The 19,350-nt window shown below is 71.0% G+C and carries 15 protein-coding genes and 2 pseudogenes; 9 read left to right on the forward strand and 8 right to left on the reverse strand.

Features of this window, described 5'->3' with window-relative positions:
* Positions 1–2 precede the first annotated feature (2 nt).
* From AB0I10_RS07375 to AB0I10_RS07395, 5 genes and pseudogenes are all read right to left on the reverse strand, one after another.
* Positions 3–1,034 carry a glycosyltransferase family 2 protein gene (locus AB0I10_RS07375; RefSeq protein ID WP_363151369.1) on the reverse strand — a complete coding sequence of 344 codons (1,032 nt, stop codon included), beginning with the start codon at positions 1,032–1,034 and terminating at the stop codon, positions 3–5.
* Entirely contained in the window at positions 1,031–1,801 is a 771-nt protein-coding gene (locus AB0I10_RS07380) for a glycosyltransferase family 2 protein (protein WP_363151578.1), read from the reverse strand. The genes AB0I10_RS07375 and AB0I10_RS07380 overlap by 4 nt, the downstream gene beginning before the upstream one ends.
* Before the next feature lie 401 nt (positions 1,802–2,202).
* Complete coding sequence (locus AB0I10_RS07385) at positions 2,203–3,297, reverse strand: GNAT family N-acetyltransferase (protein ID WP_363151370.1); 1,095 nt, start codon at positions 3,295–3,297, stop codon at positions 2,203–2,205.
* A gap of 1 nt (position 3,298) precedes the next feature.
* Entirely contained in the window at positions 3,299–3,805 is a 507-nt protein-coding gene (locus AB0I10_RS07390; RefSeq protein ID WP_363151371.1) for a hypothetical protein, read from the reverse strand.
* 231 nt (positions 3,806–4,036) lie between these two features.
* Positions 4,037–5,276, reverse strand: a pseudogene (locus AB0I10_RS07395) (S8 family peptidase).
* On the opposite strand from AB0I10_RS07395, the gene AB0I10_RS07400 reads away from it, so the two are divergent.
* From AB0I10_RS07400 to AB0I10_RS07410, 3 genes are all read left to right on the forward strand, one after another.
* Entirely contained in the window at positions 5,173–5,388 is a 216-nt protein-coding gene (locus AB0I10_RS07400) for a hypothetical protein (RefSeq protein ID WP_363151588.1), read from the forward strand. The pseudogene AB0I10_RS07395 and the gene AB0I10_RS07400 overlap by 104 nt on opposite strands.
* A 216-nt stretch (positions 5,389–5,604) precedes the next feature.
* Positions 5,605–6,432 (forward strand): SGNH/GDSL hydrolase family protein, encoded by an 828-nt coding sequence (locus AB0I10_RS07405; protein ID WP_363151372.1) that lies wholly within the window; start codon positions 5,605–5,607, stop codon positions 6,430–6,432.
* Positions 6,433–6,712: 280 nt separating this feature from the next.
* Positions 6,713–6,976, forward strand: coding sequence for a hypothetical protein (locus AB0I10_RS07410; protein ID WP_363151373.1), 264 nt, complete (start codon positions 6,713–6,715; stop codon positions 6,974–6,976).
* Positions 6,977–7,184: 208 nt separating this feature from the next.
* Here AB0I10_RS07410 and AB0I10_RS07415 read toward each other — a convergent pair whose 3' ends face one another.
* On the reverse strand, positions 7,185–8,426 hold the full coding sequence (locus AB0I10_RS07415; RefSeq protein ID WP_363151579.1) for a type ISP restriction/modification enzyme: 1,242 nt from the start codon (positions 8,424–8,426) through the stop codon (positions 7,185–7,187).
* Positions 8,427–8,642: 216 nt separating this feature from the next.
* Here AB0I10_RS07415 and AB0I10_RS07420 point away from each other — a divergent pair, with 216 nt between their 5' ends.
* The gene (locus AB0I10_RS07420) at positions 8,643–10,034 is read left to right on the forward strand and encodes an MFS transporter (protein WP_363151374.1); all 1,392 of its coding nucleotides are present in this window, start codon (positions 8,643–8,645) and stop codon (positions 10,032–10,034) included.
* Between the two features lie 50 nt (positions 10,035–10,084).
* Here the strand turns inward: AB0I10_RS07420 and AB0I10_RS07425 are convergent, their stop codons facing one another.
* Both AB0I10_RS07425 and hmgA read right to left on the reverse strand, forming a co-directional pair.
* Positions 10,085–10,834 carry a GntR family transcriptional regulator gene (locus AB0I10_RS07425; protein ID WP_363151375.1) on the reverse strand — a complete coding sequence of 250 codons (750 nt, stop codon included), beginning with the start codon at positions 10,832–10,834 and terminating at the stop codon, positions 10,085–10,087.
* A 43-nt stretch (positions 10,835–10,877) separates the two neighbouring features.
* Positions 10,878–12,209: a homogentisate 1,2-dioxygenase gene (gene hmgA, locus AB0I10_RS07430; RefSeq protein ID WP_363151376.1), complete on the reverse strand. Its 1,332-nt coding sequence runs from the start codon at positions 12,207–12,209 to the stop codon at positions 10,878–10,880.
* A 143-nt stretch (positions 12,210–12,352) separates the two neighbouring features.
* Between hmgA and AB0I10_RS07435 the strand changes: the two genes are divergently transcribed.
* The 5 genes and pseudogenes from AB0I10_RS07435 to AB0I10_RS07455 all read left to right on the forward strand — a co-directional run bounded on the left by AB0I10_RS07435 (position 12,353) and on the right by AB0I10_RS07455 (position 19,213).
* Entirely contained in the window at positions 12,353–13,024 is a 672-nt protein-coding gene (locus AB0I10_RS07435; RefSeq protein WP_363151377.1) for a TetR/AcrR family transcriptional regulator, read from the forward strand.
* Between the two features lie 137 nt (positions 13,025–13,161).
* The gene (locus tag AB0I10_RS07440; RefSeq protein WP_363151378.1) at positions 13,162–15,387 is read left to right on the forward strand and encodes a molybdopterin-dependent oxidoreductase; all 2,226 of its coding nucleotides are present in this window, start codon (positions 13,162–13,164) and stop codon (positions 15,385–15,387) included.
* Positions 15,388–15,521: 134 nt separating this feature from the next.
* Positions 15,522–16,949, forward strand: a complete 1,428-nt coding sequence (locus AB0I10_RS07445) for a citrate:proton symporter (RefSeq protein ID WP_363151379.1) — start codon at positions 15,522–15,524, stop codon at positions 16,947–16,949.
* Between the two features lie 105 nt (positions 16,950–17,054).
* A pseudogene (locus AB0I10_RS07450) lies at positions 17,055–18,285 on the forward strand (MFS transporter).
* 37 nt (positions 18,286–18,322) lie between these two features.
* Positions 18,323–19,213 carry an NAD(P)-binding domain-containing protein gene (locus tag AB0I10_RS07455; RefSeq protein ID WP_363151380.1) on the forward strand — a complete coding sequence of 297 codons (891 nt, stop codon included), beginning with the start codon at positions 18,323–18,325 and terminating at the stop codon, positions 19,211–19,213.
* The last annotated feature ends 137 nt before the right edge of the window (positions 19,214–19,350 follow it).

Consider the following 19,350-nt stretch of genomic DNA (forward strand, 5'->3'; position numbering starts at 1 on the left):
GGTCATGCCGGCGCCCCCTCGCCGGTGGCGTCAACTCCCTTGGGTAATACGGGATGTCGTCTGCGTCTCCATCGTGTCCGCGCCGACCCCCACACATAGCCGCCCACCGCGCATGCCACCCCCGCCACTATCGCGCCCGCCCGTCCGGCTCCGCCCGGCCGCCGCAGCAGTGCGTCCCGCACCCCGCGCAGCACGCCCGCCGGCAGCACCCGGGTCGTGTAACGCCGCTCGGTCGCCAGCCCGTCCCGCGCGCCGACGTTCCGTGCCACCAGCGCCTTGGACAGGCCCTCCGCGTACGCCCGGCCGCGGAAGTAGCCGAAGCGCTGCCGTGCCGCCGGGACCCGGTGATGGATGACCGACCGGTCGTCGATCAGCAGCACCGCCTCCGGGAGGGTGTGGCCGATCCGGATGCACAGCTCCGTCTCCTCGCCACCCAGCGGGCGTCGGTCACCGTCCCGGCCGATGCCGTGCGCAAAGCCGCCGACCAGGTCGAACGCCGCTCTGCGGAAGGAGGCGTTGCCGCCCAGGACATTGCGGACCCGCACCTTCCCCGGTGGCAGGCCCCGGTACGTACAGCCCACCACCCAGTCGAATTCGGCGGGGAACCACAGCGGCCGGCGGCCCGACGCCCACACCGGTTCGGTGCGTCCGCCGACCGCCATCACCGCCGGGTCCGCGTAGCCCTCGGCGAAATGCCGCAGCCAGTCCCGCTCGGCCACCGCATCGTCGTCGAGGAAGGCGATGACCTCGCCGGTCGCCGCCCCGATACCGGTGTTACGGCCCGCGGACAGCCCGCGGGGGCCCGAATTGGCCATGACGTGCAGGGGAGTCGATGATGCCGCGGCCGGCATGCCCCCGCCCCCTCTCGCGAAATGCGTACGCAGCCGGGCGAGCAACGCCGGATGGTGGTCCACTACCAGCAGCACTTCATGAGCGGGATGCGACTGGCCGTACACCGAGGCCACCGCGGCCAGGATGTCGGCCCAGCGGTCCTCGGTGTAGACGCAGATGACCACGGAGATCGGCAGGCTCACAGCGCGTCTCCGGTGATCAGGGTGGGGGCGGTCCGCTTCCGTCTGGCGCCGCGCTCGCGCAGGATCACCTTCAGGACCCGCAACCCGTCGCGCACCGCCCGCAGATTGCTGACGCCGTGGATGCGGAGGTACTCGTGGCTGGGGATCTCCTGCACCCGCAGCCCGGCCTTGACCACCCTGATGTTCATCAGCGTCTCGACCTCGAACCCGGCGCAGTCCAGGGCGATGTGGTCCAGGCAGCGCCGCCAGAAGGCGTTGTAGCCGTAGCACAGATCGGTGTAGCGGGCGCCGAACTTGGCGTTGACGACGGCGGTCAGCACCCGGTTGCCGAGCTTGCGAACCGGCGTCATGTCATCCGTGCCGCCGCCGTTGGCGAAGCGTGAGCCCTTGGCGAAGTCGGCCCCGGCGACCAGCGCCGAGACATAGCTGACGATCTCGTGGCCGTCGGCCGACCCATCAGCGTCGATCATGACGATGATGTCGCCGGTGCAGGCGGCGAAACCGCTGATCAGCGCGTCGCCTTTGCCCTTGCCGCGCTGCTGCACAACGGTGATCCCCGGCCATAGTCCACGTGCGGTCCGGACCGTGTCGTCGGTGGAATTGCCGTCGACCAGGACCACTTCGTGAATCCAGTCCGGCAGCGTTTTGAAGACGTACGGGAGATTCTCCGCCTCGTTCATCGCCGGGATCACGACGCTGACGGGCGGGGCGATGGCGAGGTGCGAGGAAACGGGCCGGTAGACGGTCTGGTCGGGCGACAGCGTCAGCGGCGGTTCGGCCGCGTCGACAGGGCGGAGGAACGAGCTCACGGGTGGTTCCCTCCCGTCCGGTGGACCGCCCTCCCCTGGGCGGTCCGGCTGTGTGTCCGGTGCGAAAGGGGGGTTCACACCTTGCTCGACGGCAGGCATCGCCGTACGAACAGGGTGAGATGGCATACATGGTTCTGGCCGCGCGGGACCCCCCACCGCGCTTCGCGCCGGACGTTCATCGTGTCGTCCGCTCCCTCCCCTGGAGCGGCCCGGCAATGATCGTCCGATGCGGGTGGATGTACGACGATGTTGATGAATGGGACTCTATGGCAAGATCTCCAACCACAGATCCCCTTTGGCGTAATTGACCGGTAGACAGTGAAGTGCGCCCGCGTACAAGGCCGTTCGGATGCACAACCTCAGCGCCCCGACCGCAGGCGGCCCACCTGTTTGAGCAGCCGGCTCGCCGGTTCGCGGAGCTCAGGGCGGGCCAGTACGGCATTGCGCAACGCCCGCACCGGCGCCCGCCGCGCCCAATGCCCCAACGCCACCGGGTGAGGGCGCATCACCCATCCCTCCGCCACCCGGATCTCCCGCGACTTCAGGGAGTCCTTGTACTCGGCCTCGCCGCGACCCAGATCGAGATACGCCATCGACGCCGCGGCGGCCTCCTCGACCATGTGCAGATGCAGCACCAGGCCCGGGGAGTACTTCGCGAACTCCGGGTTGTACGCGGGAAACCAGCAGGACAGCACGGACGCGGAGCGCGGCCCGAAGTGCGCCGCGATCGGCCGCTCGCCGGCGTACAGCACCGACAGCAGGCCCGCGAAGGAGTCGCTTCGGGTGTGGAAGAGCTCTTGGACGAGCCGCACGATCCAGTCGTGTGCGAAGCGGTCGCTGCGTCCGGTCCTGCGGTACTGCGCGGACTTCCAGCGGGTGAGGGTGAGCAGCGCCGCCGGGTCGCGTTCGTCGTGGACGTAGCGCACCGGCCCGACGTCCCGGCGGAGCTTGCGTTCCTTGGCGAGGGTGGTACGGGTGAACTTCGGCGACCGCTCGCGGAGCCGCCCCATATACGCCGCAAATCCATCGTGGATATCGATGACGGGTGAGGCGTGTGGCTTCAACGACCTGTTCTCAAAAGGATTCTGACCCTCCACCAGGTGATCGAACTCCAGCATCGACAGCCCGCAGGCGTGCAGCAGCTCCCGGGCGTCCCACCGGAGACCGGGCCGGTGCACCAGCCCCTGCGCGTCCGAGACGCCCAGGCCGATCGCGCGGCCCACGCCGAGCGCCGAACGCTCGAAGGGCAGAAACGCCACCGGCCGCCCGTCCTCCCGGATCACCGCGATCCGCACCCCGCTCCGGCAGCGGCCGACGGCCAGCGCGAACTCGGGGGCGAGGAACGGGTTCGCTAGGTGCGGCGATCCCAGTGACGACGCCTGGGACTGGAGGGCGGTCCAGGCGCTCCGGTCGGCCCCGGTCAGCTCGTCGGGGCGATGCACCGTGATGTCCACGTCAGCCGGCCCGGTTCGCGGTGACCCGGTCGATCCGGTCGATCCGGTCGGTCTGGTCGGTCTGGTCGGTTCGGTCGGTTCGGCGGGGTTGGTCGGTCCGCCCGGTCCGCCCGGCCCTTCTCCGGACCGCCGTCAGCAGCAGAACGGCACCGCTGAACGCAGCCATGGCGACCACCCCGCCGCGCACCGACCAGATATGCAGCGCCAGCATCGCCTGCGCCACCAGCAGATTGACGGCCAGCGCGCCGGCCGCCGCGACGACGGCGCGGCCGAGCGGATCCATCCGGCCGAGCGCCGCGCCGATCGCGAGGGCCGGAGCCACCAGGAGAAGGAAGAGGGTGGACGGTGCGCGCAGCGGCGAGTCGATATCGGCCAGCGCCAGCACGGCCCCCATCGCGGCGATGCCGAACGCCGCTCCTGCGAGAAACCATGCGGGCCGGCTGGGCGGCCGGTCGTCGGGCGGTGGCATACCCGCTGGTCTGTCGCTGTTGATGGTCTTGGTCTGCATTGGCAGCCTTGCCTCCTATAAGCGCCGGATGCCGGGCCTCAATGTCACGCAGCGCTCCGACACCCGTCAAGACGGTAGGGGGAAGCGTGCGGGGGTGGCGCCGAGGCGGTGCGGGGCGCCGGGAGACGGCGCAACGGCGGCAGCGCGCGCCGAATGCCCGGAGACTGCCGGTCCGGGCACACGGGCTGAGGGCCCTGGACGACGCGCCGCCCAGGGCCCCCTGTAACAGCATTACGGGATGAGCTTCAGGAGCTTGTTGGGCGAGCCGGTGCCGGGGTCGGTCACGACTCCGGAGGTGGCGCCGTCCGTCAGGGCCCTGGCGACCTGGGCCGGGGTGGCGGTCGGGTGCCCGGCGAGGTAGACCGCGGCGGCGCCCGTCACGTGCGGGGTGGCCATCGAGGTGCCGGAGATGGTCTTGGTGGCGGTGTCGTTGGTCTTCCAGGCGCTGGTGATGCTGCTGCCGGGCGCGAAGATGTCCACCCGCGAGCCGTAGTTGGAGTAGCCGGCGCGCGCGTCGGCGGAGGTCGTCGCGCCGACCGTGAGGGCCTCGGGGACGCGTGCGGGGGGAGAAGTTCTGCGCGTCCGCCCCCGAATTGCCGGCGGCGACGGCGTAGGTCACCCCGCTCTTGATGGAGTTCTGCACGGCGGTGTCCAGGGCCGCGTCCGGGCCGCCACCCAGTGACACATTCGCCACCGAGGGGCCGCTGTGGTTCTTGGTGACCCAGTCGATGCCCGCGACGACCTGAGCGGTGGTCCCGGAGCCGGAGTTGTTCAGCACCCGCACCGCGACGATCTTCGCCTTCTTGGCGACGCCGTATGCGGTGCCCGCCGCGTTCGCCGCGACATGGGTGCCGTGGCCGTTGCCGTCCTGCGCGGTGTCGTCGTTGTCCACTGCGTCGTAGCCGTACGCCGCCCGCCCGCCGAAGTCCTGGTGGGTGATGCGTACTCCGGTGTCGATGACGTAGACGGTGGCGCCGGAGCCCGCGGTGTCCGGGTAGGTGTACTTCTGGTCGAGCGGCAGCTGCGCCTGGTCGATCCGGTCCAGGCCCCAGGACGGCGGGTTGGTCTGGGTGGCCAGGGCGTGCACCGTACGGTCCTGGAAGACCTGGTCGACGGCCGGATCGGCGGCCAGCCGTCTCGCCTGGTCCGCGGAGAGCGCGGCGGAGTAGCCGTTGAGCGCGGCGGTGAAGGTCCGCCGCACTGTGCCGCCGTACCCGGATATCAGGCTTCTGCCGTCCGCGGAGGCGGCTTTGAGGCCGGTGCCGCGCTTGAGCGTCACGATATAGCTGCCGTGCACCGCGTCCGCCGCGCCGGCTCCCACGACGGTGCCTTCGGCGGGCGCCGCGTGGGCAGGGCCGGAGAGCGCGGTGAGTGTGCCGAGGGCGGCGGCCGCCGAGGCCGCGGTGAGCGCCGCGGTGATCCGCAGCCTCGCCGGACGCCTCGGTGCGGTATGGGGGGTGGTGGAACGCATCACTGCCATCGCGAGGTGGTCCTCCTCATCGGTGGTGCGCCGTGGTGCGCGCGCCAAGGGGGGTGTGGCGTACGGGGTGGTACGCACCGGGCGTGACGGGGGATTCCGTTGACCGCCCGTCAAAAGATTCGGGGAGCCGCCTCCGTGCAGCAAGGTTTCCGACGGGATGTCATATGCACGTCACGGGCAGGCAATGACATCGACGTGAAGATCCGTACGCATCGGTGGATTTACCGTGAACTCTCCACCAGTTTTGACATGGACACTTCCGACTGCTGATGAGTTTTGCTACGACGGATGAGGCAGAGATCCTGCTATGGGAGGTTCCATGAGACTGTCCCGTTTCGCGGCCATCACGTCCGCTTTCTTCCTCACCTCGGCGCTCGCGCTCACCGGCGCGAGCGCCGCCGCGTCCGCCCAACTCACCTATGCCACCGGCTATGTGGCCCTCGGTGACTCCTACTCCTCAGGCGTCGGAGCCGGCAGCTACGACAGTGGCAGCGGCTCCTGCAAGCGCAGCACCAAGGCCTATCCGGCCCTCTGGAGCGCCGCGCACACGCCCTCCTCCTTCTCCTTCACCGCCTGTTCCGGCGCCCGTACGGGTGATGTCTTGAGCGGGCAGCTCGGCCCGCTCAACAGCACCACCGGCCTCGTGAGCATCACGGTCGGCGGCAACGACGCCGGATTCGCCGACACCATGACGACCTGTGCGCTACAGGGCGAGAGCGCGTGCCTGGCCCGGGTCGCCGAGGCCGTCAAGTACATCAACAACACCCTGCCCGGCAAGCTCGACAACGTGTACGACGCCATCTCCGGGAAGGCCCCGGCCGCGCGCGTCGTCGTCCTGGGCTATCCGCACTTCTACGAACTCAACGGCAGCTGCGCCGCCGGTCTCACCGAGAAGTCGCGCGCCGCGATCAACGGTGCAGCCGACGAGATCAATGACGTCACCGCCAAGCGCGCCGCCAACCACGGCTTCACCTTCGCCGACGTCAACAGCACCTTCGCCGGCCATGAGCTGTGCTCGGGCAGCCCCTGGCTGCACAGCGTGACCTTCCCCGTCGAGAACTCCTACCACCCCACCGCCGCCGGTCAGTCCGGCGGCTACCTCCCCGTGTTCGCCTCCGGTGCGCGCGAGTTCGACTCCGCTGAGTAATCCGCCACACTCCGGCGTCGAGGAGGGGCCGTGATCCGGGCCCTCCTCGCGCCTTCCGTCGGCCCGTCAGGCGCCCATCAGGTGTCTGCGGGGCCGCCCGTCCGGTTCCGACGGATGGTCAACTCGCCCTGGTCTACGCCGTGTACGCGATGTTCCGTATGGTGTTCGACAACATCACAGCGAGGCAGGTGAATCCGTTGACCGGTCTGCACGTGTGTCCTCCAAGAGAGATAGGGTTACCCTGCCCGGGCCGGGTGCCCTCGTATGGGTGGGGAGAGTCATGGAACAGATAACAATGCGCAGCAGGGCGAGAGTCCCTGCGATCAACTGCGGAAGCAGCGCATCCAGCGCGCGCCTGGAGCGCCATCTCGCGGTGCTGGGCGGTCCCGCCGTCCCGCAGCGTGAGGTGGAGGGCGCGACGTCGCTCATGCAGGAGCTCACCGCTCGTGACCACTCGGGCACAAGGAAGAGCCGCGGCGCCCGGGTGTCGCTGTTCGCGCCGCTGCGCAGGCTGCGGCGGTCGCTCTTCGGTGGCCACAGCTGAAACGTCCCTGAAGCGGTACCTCAGGCGACCACACCGTCCCGGCAAAGCGCTGCGATCCGATCGCTCGTCAGGTTCTGGGCGTCGGCAGCGCGTCGGTGTGCTCGCCGGAGGCAGGGGTCCTTGCCCTCCAGGCCCGGGCTCGACTCTCTTGCCACCCGTCCTTTGTGACGGGTGGTTTATGCGTTCCAGGAGGGGATTCCGCGCAGCCTCACAGGAGCGCGAACTGACCCTCCGGCCCCTCTTCGTGATGGTCGAGGACGGACGCCGGCCGGCGCGCGGCGACCGGCGCCGGAACGATGCCCGCCGCTCGCAGCTCCGCCGCCCCGATCGCCGGCCCGTCCGCCGCCCGCCGCCGCAACTCCTCGCCCTGCGGCACCAGTTCGGCCAGCAGCGCCAGTACGGTGATCAGCTCCAGCAGCTCTGACGTCCACTCCTGCGACCAGGTCGTGGGACGCAGCGCCGCCAGCGAACCGGGCTCCGGCGGCTCGGTTCCCGCGCCGCCCGCGCCGGTCCGCTCCTCGAACCACGCCTCCAGGACACGCACCCCGCCCGCGTGGAAGCCCCAGGCGCCCGGCGGTACCGGCGAGATCCGGCCGCTGCCCAGCAGCAGCGCCTCGTCGTCGGCGTCGTAGCCGATCGTCTCCGGCAGGCCGCGGGCGGGGAGCGCGGCGCGTACGTACGGACGGCGGCCGCCCGGCATCCGCGGCCGCTCACCCATGCGCCCGCCGGCGGAGTGCCCGCCGTGGGTGTGCAGCCACAGCAGCCGTTCGCCGAGCGCGACGCCGGCGTCCCAGACCGCCGGGTCCGCGGTGAGCGGGACGGTGCAGCCGTCGGGGGAGTGGTGGGCGGTCGCCACGATCCAGGCAAGGAGGTGCACCGGTTCCGCCGGGCGGTCCAGGCGGCGGGCGAGGAGGCCGAGCAGGCCCGGCGCGAGGTTCGGCTCACCGCCGCCCGGCCGCCGGTAGAGCGGGTGGATCCGGCCCGGACGCCCGCCCGGCGACCGTCCGTCGGGCAGGAGCGCGGAGCACACCACCGCGGGGCCCGGAACCTGCGGCACCGGGCCCAACTCCACCGCGAACAGCTGCGGCCCGTCCGCCACCCGCCACAACTCCGGCCGCGCCGCGTCGATCAGCCGGTGGTCGGGCAGCAGCCACTGCCGGTCGAACGGGCCGTGCAGCATCCGTACCGGCTCGGGGCACGGACCGCCCGCGCGGGACAGCCGCCCGGTGGGCGCCGCCTGCCCCGGCAGCTGCCCGACGGCCGAGTGCAGGGTGCGGGCCCGGGACGGCCGGAACAGCCGCTCGCGTGCGGTCGCGTCCTCGGCGGCCACCAGCGCGTTCCAGCGGGCGCGGAGCACCGCCGGATCCGGCCCCCGTACCCAGGAACGGCCGAGCCGCAGCGGCGCCACGGACCACGGCATCAGATCGGACAGCCGTGGCGCGTCCTGCATCGCCGTCACGCGGAGTCCCTCCCGGACCGTTCGGTTGACCCCGGCATGGTAACCACGGCCCGGTTATCCCTACCCGGGCCCCGCCCCGGTACCCCGCGTACGCAGGCGGTCTTCCGCCAACTGATCTTGACGGGTACGTTCCTCGCCGTACGCCCGACGCACGGTGCGGACGCAGTGCCGCCCTGCGCGCCGGGACCTGCTCAGGGGAGGACCGTCATGACGGACACCACCTCCCCCACGCCTGAACGGCGCGGGGGAACCCCCATGGACGTCCGGGCCGCCGCGCGGCTCGACCGGCTGCCGCCGTCCCGGTGGCACCGCCGGATCACACTCATCGTCGGCATCGGCGCTTTCTTCGACCTTTACGAGATCTTCCTCGGCGGGGTGCTCGGCGCGGTCCTGGCCGAACAGTGGCACCTCGGGCACACCGACAAATCCTGGGTGATCGCGTCCGGCTTCCTCGGTATGTTCGTCGGCGCGAACGTGCTGTCCGTGCTCGCCGACCGGTTCGGGCGGCGCCGGATGTTCATGGTGAACCTGGGCGCGTACTCCGTCTTCTCGTTGCTCTGCGCCTTTGCCCCGGACCTGCACTGGCTGCTCGCGCTGCGCTTTCTGAGCGGCCTCGGGCTGGGCGCCGAACTGGTCCTGGTGGACACCTATCTCGCGGAGTTCCTGCCGCGCGCGGTGCGCGGCCGCTATATCGCCTACGCGTACACCCTCGGCTTTTTCGCCGTCCCGGTCGTCGCGCTGCTCGGCGCCCGGCTGGTGGCCGCGCACCAGCCGCTGGGCATCGACGGCTGGCGCTGGCTGCTGGTCGCCGGTGCCCTGGGGGCCGCCTTCATCCAGCTGATGCGCCGACAACTGCCGGAATCCCCACGGTGGTTGACGATCCACGGGCGAGGTGAGGAAGCCGGCCGGATCGTGACCGGCATTGAGGAACGGGTGGCGCGGGAGACCGGCGTCAGCCTGCCGTCCGTGCCGGCAGTGGAGGCCGTACCGGAACGGAAGGTGCCGCTGCGGGACATGTTCGGCACCGACTTCCGGCGGCGCACCGTCATGTGGTGGATCTTCCAGGTGCTGCAGACCGTCGGTTATTACGGTTTCGGGGCGCTGGCGCCGGTGGTGCTCACGGCGAAGGGCCACACCGTCACCGAGTCGCTGCTGTACGCGGCGCTGAGCTTCTGCGGCTACCCGATCGGCTCGGCGCTGTCCCTCCCGCTCATCGACCGGATCGAGCGCCGGACGCTGATCATCGCGGCGGCGCTGGGCATCGCGGGCTGCGGTCTGGCGTTCGGCTTCGCCTCCGCCTCCTGGGCCGTCGTCACCTTCGGCTTCGCCCTGACGGTGTGCAGCAACATCTTCTCCAACGCCTTCCACGTCTACCAGACCGAGCTCTTCCCGACCGGCCTGCGCAGCAGCGCGATCGGCATCGCCTACTCGTTGTCCCGGCTCACCTCGGTCGTGCTGCCGTTCATCGCGCTGAGCGTGCTGGCCGACCTCGGCGCGGCCGCGGTGTTCACCGGCTCCGCGGTGCTGATGGTGCTGCTGTGCCTGGATGTGGCGCTGCTGGGGCCGCGCAGTACGGGACGGAGCCTGGAGCGGATCTGACTACAGGGCGGAGCCTGGAGCGGATCTGAGCCGGCGCCGGCCCGCCGGCGTCAGTGCGCGTCCAGCGTCACCGTGAAGGAGAACCGGTCGCCGCGGTAGTGGATCCGGGCGACATCGACCACCTGGCCGGCCTCGTCGTAGGTGATGCCCGTGTAGTGCAGGATCGGGCTGAGCAGCGGGACCTGGAGCAGGCCGGCGGTCTCCGGATCCGCCAGCCGTGCCTCGACGGTGTCGGTGATCCGGCTGATCCGTACGCCGACCGCGTCCCGCAGCACCTTCGTCATCGGCCAGCGTTCCAGGTCCGCCAGGTCGATCCGGGCGGCGACATCGGGTCGGACATAGTTGCGCGCGTGGTTGGTCGGCTCGCCCGTCTCGTCGTCGCTGCGCAGCCGTCGAAAACCGGCCACCTCCGTCAGGTCCGGGAAATATCCGGACAGTTCGGTGGGCACGGGCACCGGCCCGTGCTCCAGCAGGTCCGTGCGCATCCCGGACTGCTGGGCCACGATCGCGTCCACCGAGCCGAGCAGCCGCACCGGCGCACCGCGCTGCGCGCCCGGCTCGATAAAGGTGCCCCGCCGCCGGTGCCGGCTGATCAGTCCCTCCGTCTCCAGTTCCTTGAGGGCCTGGCGCATGGTCAGCACGCTCACGCCGTAGTGCACGGCGAGCGCGTCCTCGGTGGGCAGCCGCAGCGGTGCCTCGGGAGAGCGGCCCAGTATGGAGGCGCGCAACGACTGCGACACCTGGTACCACAGCGGCAGCTTGCGGTTCAGGGCGAGCGAGTCGGGAGCGAAGGTGGTCACAGAGCGTTCCCCGGTGTGCTGTAAGTGCAGGGAGGGTCCCGTGTCACGGGCGGAAGTGGCGCTGGAGACCCTGCCATACGTCGTCGTAGCCGCGCTGCAGATGTCCGGCATCGCGGGCCTGCTCGGTGAGCGTCAGCGGCCAGCGGGTCTCGAACATGAAGGCCAGGCCGTCGTCGATCTTCTGCGGCTTGAGCTCGGCCGCGCTCGCCCGGTCGAACGTCTCCCGGTCGGGACCGTGCGCCGACATCATGTTGTGCAGCGAGCCGCCGCCGGGAAGGAATCCCTCCGCTTTGGCGTCGTAGGCGCCCTCGACGAGCCCCATGTACTCGGTCATCACATTGCGGTGGAAGTACGGCGGCCGGAAGGTGTCCTCGCCGACCAGCCAGCGCGGCGCGAAGACCACGAAGTCCACGCCCGCGAGACCCGGGGTGTCGGAGGGCGAGGTGAGGACGGTGAAGATCGACGGGTCGGGGTGGTCGTAGCTGATCGACCCGATGACGTTGAACCGGCGCAGGTCGTAGACGTAGGGCACATGGCTGCCGTGCCAGGCGACGACGTCCAGCGGCGAGTGGTCGTAGGTCGCCTTCCAGAGGTTGCCGCAGAACTTGTTGACGACCTCGAAGTCCCCCTCGACGTCCTCGTAGGCGGCGACCGGGGCGAGGAAGTCCCGTGCGTTGGCCAGGCCGTTGGCGCCGATCGGGCCGAGGTCGGGCAGCTGGAAGGGCTGGCCGTAGTTCTCGCAGACATAGCCGCGGGCGTCCGCGTCCAGCAGCTCGACGCGGAACCGGACGCCGCGCGGGATCAGTGCGACATGCCCCGGCTCGGCGCGCAGCAGGCCCAGTTCGGTACGGAGCAGCAGCCCGCCGCGCTCGGGGACGATCAGCAGCTCGCCGTCCGCGTCGCTGAACACCCGCCGGGTCATGGAGGAGTTGGCGTAATACAGGTGCACGGCGATACCGGTGCGCTGGGCGGCGTCGCCGTTGCCGCCCAGCGTCCACAGGCCGTCCAGGAAGTCGACCGGGCCGGTGGGTTCCGGGAGCGGGTTCCAGCGCAGCCGGTTGGGGTCGGGGACGCACTCGGTGAACGGCGCCGAGCGGAGCGTGCGCTGCTCGGCGCGGACGAACGGCGGGTGCGCGGCCGAGGGGCGGATGCGGTAGAGCCAGGAGCGGCGGTTGTGGCGGCGCGGCTCGGTGAACGCCGACCCGCTGAGCTGCTCCGCGTACAGCCCGAGGGGGGCGAGCTGGGGGGAGTTGCGGCCCACCGGCAGTGCGCCGGTGACGGCCTCCGAGCTGTGCTCGTTGCCGAAGCCGGGGGAATAGGAGAGGGCTGTCAGCCCCTCGGTCTTCCTCGCCTGCTCGTTGCCCGTGCCTGTCATCGCGCGCTCCCGCCGCTCAAGGAATCCTATGCAAGACCTTAGGATTGCGGTCGGGGCACGTCAACGATGGGGGAACCTCCCTGTTCGAGCGAAGTCGGGGGCGATCACCCGCCGCCCGCCCGGCCGGCGGGCAGGATGGACGGGTGCAGCAGCCGACTCCCCAGCCCGCCCCGCAGCCCACCCCGCTCCGCCGCGTCCCCGTCCAGCAGCGCAGCGCCGAGCGCCTCGCCCGCATCCTCGACGCCTGCGCCGAAGTGCTGGAGGAGACCGGATACGAGGACCTCAGCACCCGCGCGGTGGCCGGCCGCGCCGAGGTCCCGATCGGCTCGGTATACCGCTTCTTCCCCAACAAACGGGCCATGGCCGAGGCGCTGGCCCTGCGCAATCTCGACGCCTACGCCGACCGGATCACCGCCCGCCTGACCGCCCCGGACGAGCCGGTGGCGTGGCGGCACGCGATGGATGTGGTGGTCGACGAATATCTGGCCATGAAACGGACGGTGCCGGGCTTCGCCCTGGTGGAGTTCACCGTCCCCGCCCCGCGCGAATCCCGGCAGGCCAATTACGAGGTCGCCGACCGGCTGCTCGCGCTGCTCGCCGGAACGCTCGGCCTGGACGCCGCCGACGAGCGGCTGCGCACCGCCTTCCTCGTCGGCGTCGAGAGCGCCGACGCGCTGCTGCAACTGGCCTTCCGTATAGACCCGGCGGGGGATGCGGCCATCGTCGCCGAGACGAAGCAGCTGCTGCGGGCCTATCTGGCGCGATATCTGGACGGGGGCGAACAGAGCCGTCCGGACGGGGGCGAACAGAGGTAACCGGACGGGGCCGGAGCGCGGCGCCCGGACGGGGCGGGGTAACAATTCCCGCCACCCGCTGCCGCTCATGCCTACCGGTCGGTATGGTCGATCCGTACGCGCACCCCCATCACCGGCACCGTCCCCGGGAGGGACCGATGAGTCGTACCGCCCTGCGCATCTGCCCGCTCTGCGAGGCCACCTGCGGGCTGAGCGTCACCCTGGACGGCGACCGGGTGACCGCCGTCCGCGGCGACCGCGACGATGTCTTCAGCAAGGGATTCATCTGCCCCAAGGGCGCCGCCTTCGGCCGGCTGGACGCGGATCCCGACCGGCTGACGCACCCCCTGGTGCGACGCGACGGGGTGCTCCGGGAAGCCACCTGGGACGAGGCGTTCGCCGCGGTGCAGGCGGGGTTGCGGCCGGTGATCGAGGAGCATGGTGCGAACTCCGTGGGGGTCGTGCTCGGCAACCCCAATGTGCACACCGTCGCCGGCGCCCTCTACCCGCCCGTCCTGCTCGCCGGTCTCGGCTCCCGCAGCGTGTTCACCGCCTCCACCGTCGACCAGATGCCCAAGCATGTCTCCAGCGGACTGCTCTACGGAGACGCGCTGGCGATCCCCGTACCGGATCTGGACCGTACCGACCACCTCGTCGTGATCGGCGCCAACCCGATGGACTCCAACGGCAGCCTGTGCACCGCCCCCGACTTCCCCGGCCGGATCAGGGCGCTGCGCCGCCGCGGCGGACGGCTGACCGTCATCGACCCGCGGCGCACCCGCACCGCCAAGCTGGCCGACGAGCACCTCGCCATCCGCCCCGGTACCGACGCGCTGCTGCTCTTCGCGATGGTGCGGGTCCTCTTCGAGGAGGGGCTGGTGGACCTGGGGGAGCGGGCGGCGCACATCGGCCAGGCCGACGAGGTGGAGCGGCTGGCCGCCGACTTCACACCCGAGGCGGTGGCGGCGCTGTGCGAGGTGCCCGCCGAGCGGATCCGGGGGCTGGCCCGCGAGCTGGCCGCCGCGGACACCGCCGCGGTGTACGGACGGATCGGTTCGACCACCGTCGAGTTCGGCACCCTCACCAGCTGGCTGGTCGATGTGCTGAACATCCTCACCGGGAACTTCGACCGGCCCGGCGGCATCATGTTCCCGCTCTCCGCGACCGGGGCCCCGCCCCGCCCGACCGGACCCGGCCGCGGCTTCGCACTGGGCCGCTGGCGCAGCCGGGTCTCCGGCCACCCTGAGGCCAAGTCCGAGCTGCCCATCGTGGCCCTGGCCGAGGAGATCGACACCCCCGGTGAGGGGCGCGTCCGGGCGGCCATCGCCATCGCCGCCAATCCCGTGCTCTCCGTCCCGGACGGCGACCGCCTCGACGCGGCGCTCGCCTCCCTCGACTTCATGGTCAGCGTCGACCCGTATCTCAACGAGACGTCGCGGCACGCCGATGTCGTACTGCCGCCGCCCCCGCCGACCCGCAGTGCCCACTTCGACTTCGCCTTCAACGCGCTGGCCGTCCGCAACCAGGTCCGCTACACCCGGCCGGTGCTGCCGCCGGCGGACGGGCAGCCCGACGAGTGCGAGATCCACGCCCGGCTGATCCTGTGCATCGGCGGCCAGGACGGCGCGGACCCCGGCCTGGTCGACACCATGGTGATCGACACGGCGCTCGGCAAGGCCGTCGCCGACCCGCACTCCCCGGTGCACGGACGCCGACCGGCCGAGCTGGCAAGGGAGTTGACCGGCCTGACCGGCGCCGAACGGCGGCTGGACATGATGCTGCGGCTCGGCCCGTACGGCGACGGATTCGGCGCCGACCCCGAGGGGCTGACCCTGGACCGGCTGTTGGAACGGCCGCACGGCATCGACCTCGGCCCGCTCACACCTCGCGTCCCCGGCGCCCTCAAGACCCGCAGCGGCGCCGTCGAACTGTGCCCGGAGCCGATCACCACCGAGGCGGCCCGGCTGCGTGGCCGGCTCGGCGATGTCCCCGACGGCGTGCTACTCATCGGCCGCCGCCATCTGCGCTCCAACAACAGCTGGCTGCACAACGTCCCGGCCTTGATGGGCGGCAGCAATCGCTGCACGGTCCAGGTGCACCCCGACGACGCGGCGCGGCTGGAGCTCACCGACGGCGGCCTGGCGCGGCTGAAGGGGGACGGCGGCGAGCTGGAGGTGCCGGTGGAGCTCACCGACGCGGTGCGCCCCGGCGTGGTCAGCATGCCGCACGGCTGGGGGCACGACCGGCCCGGAACGCGGATGGGGGTGGCCGCGGCCGACCCCGGCGCCAACGTCAATCAACTCAACGCCGGCCGGCTACTCGACCCGCTCTCGGGTACCGCGGTGCTCAACGCACTGCCGGTGCTGCTCACCCCCATCCGCTGAGATCCGTATTGACCTGGGGTTTTGCTCGTATTGCTCGCGCGTCAAGGTCTTGTTAACAAAACTTTGCCGGCCCTAACGTCGCCTGAACCGCCACCCCCCGGCAGATGTTCAAGGGCGAACGTGAGGTACCCCTAATGCTGACAATCCTCGGATTTGTCATGATCGCCACCTTCCTGGTGCTGATCATGATGAAGAAGATGTCACCCATGGCCGCGCTGGTGCTCATCCCCGCGCTGTTCTGCGTACTGGTCGGACAGGGCGCCCACCTGGGCGACTTTGTCCTCAAGGGCATCGGCGACCTGGCTCCCACGGCCGCGATGCTGATGTTCGCCATCATCTACTTCGGGGTGATGATCGACGTCGGGCTCTTCGACCCGATCGTCCGAGCCATCCTCAGGTTCTGCAAGGCCGACCCGGTGCGGGTGGTCGTCGGTACCGCGCTGCTCGCCGCGATCGTCTCGCTCGACGGCGACGGCTCCACCACCTTCATGATCACCGTCTCGGCGCTCTACCCGCTCTACAAGCGGCTGAAGATGAGCCTCGTGGTGATGACCGGTGTCGCCGCCACCGCCAACGGCGTGATGAACACGCTGCCCTGGGGCGGCCCGACCGCCCGCGCCGCCACCGCACTCAAGCTCGACGCCGGCGACATCTTCGTCCCGATGATTCCCGCCCTGGCCGTCGGCCTGATCGCGGTCTTCGCCCTCGCATACGTCCTCGGCCGCCGCGAGCGCAAGCGGCTGGGCGTGCTGACCCTCGGCGACACCCGGCTGGTCACCGACACCGTGCCGGAGAAGGAGGCCGAGCAGGTCCTCGTCGGCGCGGGCGCCGGCGGCAAGAGCGGCGCGCCGGCCACCGCACAGCACGTCACGGGCGGCTCCGCGGGTACCGGTTCCGACGACGGCAGCCAGGACCCGGACCTCCAGACCCTGGACCCGAACCGTGCCACCCTGCGCCCCAATCTCTACTGGTTCAACGCCGCGCTCACCGTCGCGCTGCTCACCCTGCTGATCATGCAGACCCTGCCGATCCCGGTGCTCTTCCTGCTCGGCGCGGCCATCGCCCTGACCGTCAACTTCCCGCAGATGAAAGACCAGAAGGCCCGCGTCGCGGCGCACGCCGAGAACGTGCTCAACGTCTCGGGCATGGTCTTCGCCGCCGCTGTCTTCACCGGTGTCCTCACCGGCACCGGCATGGTCGAGCACATGGCCCGCTGGCTGGTGAGCGGCATCCCCGACGCGCTCGGCCCGCACATGGGCATCGTCACCGGCATCCTCAGCATCCCGCTGACCTACTTCATGTCCAACGACGGCTTCTACTTCGGCATCGTTCCGATCCTCGCCGAGGCCGGTGCCGCGCACGGAGTGGCCCCCATCGAGATCGCCCGCGCCTCCCTCGTCGGCCAGGCCCTGCACATGTCCAGCCCGCTCGTGCCCGCCGTGTACGTCCTCGTCGGCATGGCCAAGGTCGAGTTCGGCGACCACACCAGGTTCACCGTCAAATGGGCCGCGCTGACCTCCCTCGTGGTCCTGGGAGCGAGCCTTCTCTTCGGCATCGTCTAGAGGATCGGCATCATCGCGATGACCGCGACCGCCCCCGAGAGGCCCGGCAGGAGCTGGCTGCTGCGTCTGGTCATCACCTTCTCCTTCGCCCAAGGAGCGGTGAGCATGGCCAGACCGGCCGTCTCCTACCGGGCCCTCGCGCTGGGGGATTGGGGTCTCCCCTGCTCGAACGTAGTTGAGAGCTTGGGGAAGATGGCGCCGTCGGCGTCATCACCGCCGTCTACGCGCTGCTGCCGCTGTTCGCCGCCGTCCCGCTCGGCCGCAGTACCGACCAGGGCCGCTGCGCCCCGTTGCTGGTCGTCGGCGTGGGCCTGATCAGCGGCGGCTGCGCGCTCAGCGGGCTGGCCGGCTCGCTGCCCGCGATGGCCGCCTGGAGCGGGGTGATGGGCCTGGGACACCTCTGCTTCGTCATCGGCGCCCAGTCGATCGTCGCCCGCCGCAGTGCCCCCGAGGAACGCGACCGCAATTTCGGCCACTTCACCATCGGTGCCTCGCTCGGCCAGCTCATCGGCCCGGTCGCCGCCGGACTGGTCATCTCCGAGCACGACGGTGCGATGGCCCGGACGAGCGCAACCGCGCTGATCGTCTCCGGCGCCGTCGCGGCCGTCTCGTACGCGTCCCTCTGGCGCCTCGAACAGCGCACCCGACCCGTCGCCGCCGACCGCGCGGACCGTACGGGCGGGCCGCCCGTCCCCGTACGCGGCATTCTGCGCACCCGGGGCGTGGCGGCGGGCATCTTCATGAGCCTGGCCGTGCTGTCGGCGACCGACATCCTCACCGCCTACCTGCCCGTCATCGGCGAGGACCGCGGTATCGCCCCCACCACCATCGGCCTGCTGCTCAGCCTGCGGGCCGCGGCCACCATCGCCTGCCGGCTGGTGATGACACCGATGATCCGGTGGCTGGGCCGCACCGCGCTGATGGCCGGCAGCTGCGCGCTGGCCGGTCTGCTCTGCGGCGGCATGGTGCTGCCCGTGCCGGTCTGGGCGCTGGCCGTGATGCTGACGGCGCTCGGCTTCTGTCTCGGCGTCGGCCAGCCGCTGTCCATGACCACCGTCGTCCAGGCCGCTCCCGACGGGGCCCGCAGTACGGCCCTGGCGCTGCGCTCACCGGCAACCGGCTCGGCCAGGTCGCCGCCCCGGCCGGTGCCGGTCTGCTCGCGGGACTTGCCGGTACCGCGGCACCGTTCGTCATGCTCGGTGTGCTGCTGCTGGCATCGGCGGGGACGGCCGCCCGGTCGCCGCGCCGTACGAGAGCCCCCGAAGCGACCGTAAGCGAACCCGAAGGGAACCGTAAGCGCAGGTCGGCAGGGTGGTGTGCACAGCGGGACCGGTAGTGGACCGGGCCCGGCACAGCATCCAGGGAGCAACACTGTGAGCAACCCGAACAACTCCGGCGCCCCCGTGACCGTCCTCGGACTCGGCGCGATGGGCCGGGCGTTGGCCGGTGCCTTCCTTCGGGCGGGCCACCCCACCACGGTCTGGAACCGCACGCCCGGCAAGGCCGATGAGCTCGTCGCGCAGGGCGCGGTCCGCGCCGGCACGGTGGCCGAGGCGGTGACCGCGAGCCCGCTGGTGATCGTCTGCGTACTGGATTACGCCGTGACCCGGACGATCCTGGAGCCGGTCGCCGGGCCGCTGTCCGGCCGGGTGCTGGTCAACCTCACCTCCGACACCCCGGAGCGCTCCCGGTCCGCCGCCGCATGGGCCGCCGGGCACGGCATCGACTACCTCGACGGTTCGATCATGGTGCCGACCCCCGTGATCGGGAAGCCCGACGCGATGATCCTCTACAGCGGCTCACGGCCGGCGTTCGAAGCGCACGAGGCGACGCTCAAGGTGCTCGGTGGCCGGGCGCTCTACCTCGGAGCCGACCACGGCATGGCCGCGGTCCACGACCTGTCGCTGCTCGGCTTCTTCTACTCGGCGATGGCCGGACTGGTGCACGCCTTCGCGCTGGCCGGCTCCGAGGGCATCGCGGCCCAAGAGTTCGCGCCGTATACGGAAGCGATCGTCGGCATCCTGCCCGCGATCGCGGCGGCCATGGCCGAGGACCTCGACCGCGGCACCTTCTCGGGCGACGAGAACAACATCGTCATGGAGGCGGCGGGCATCGCCCACATCATCGAGGCGGCCACGGACCGCGGCCTCGACAGCGATGTGCTCACCGCCGTCAAGAACCTCGCGGACCGGACGATCGCCGCAGGCCACGGCGACGCCGGTTTCGTCAGCGTGATCGAGGCGATGCGCAGGCCGTCGGCGTGACCGTGGCGATGCGCGGGCCGTCGGCCGGAAGGCGCGCCCGCCGTCTCCCGCACGGCTACCGTGACCGAGGGCACCCTAAGAAGTCCCTGGCGTCGCAAAACTACCGACGCTAGTTTAGTGGCGTCCCCCAGGTCTCG

The organism is Streptomyces sp. NPDC050636 (assembly GCF_040654775.1).
Lineage (GTDB): Bacteria > Actinomycetota > Actinomycetes > Streptomycetales > Streptomycetaceae > Streptomyces.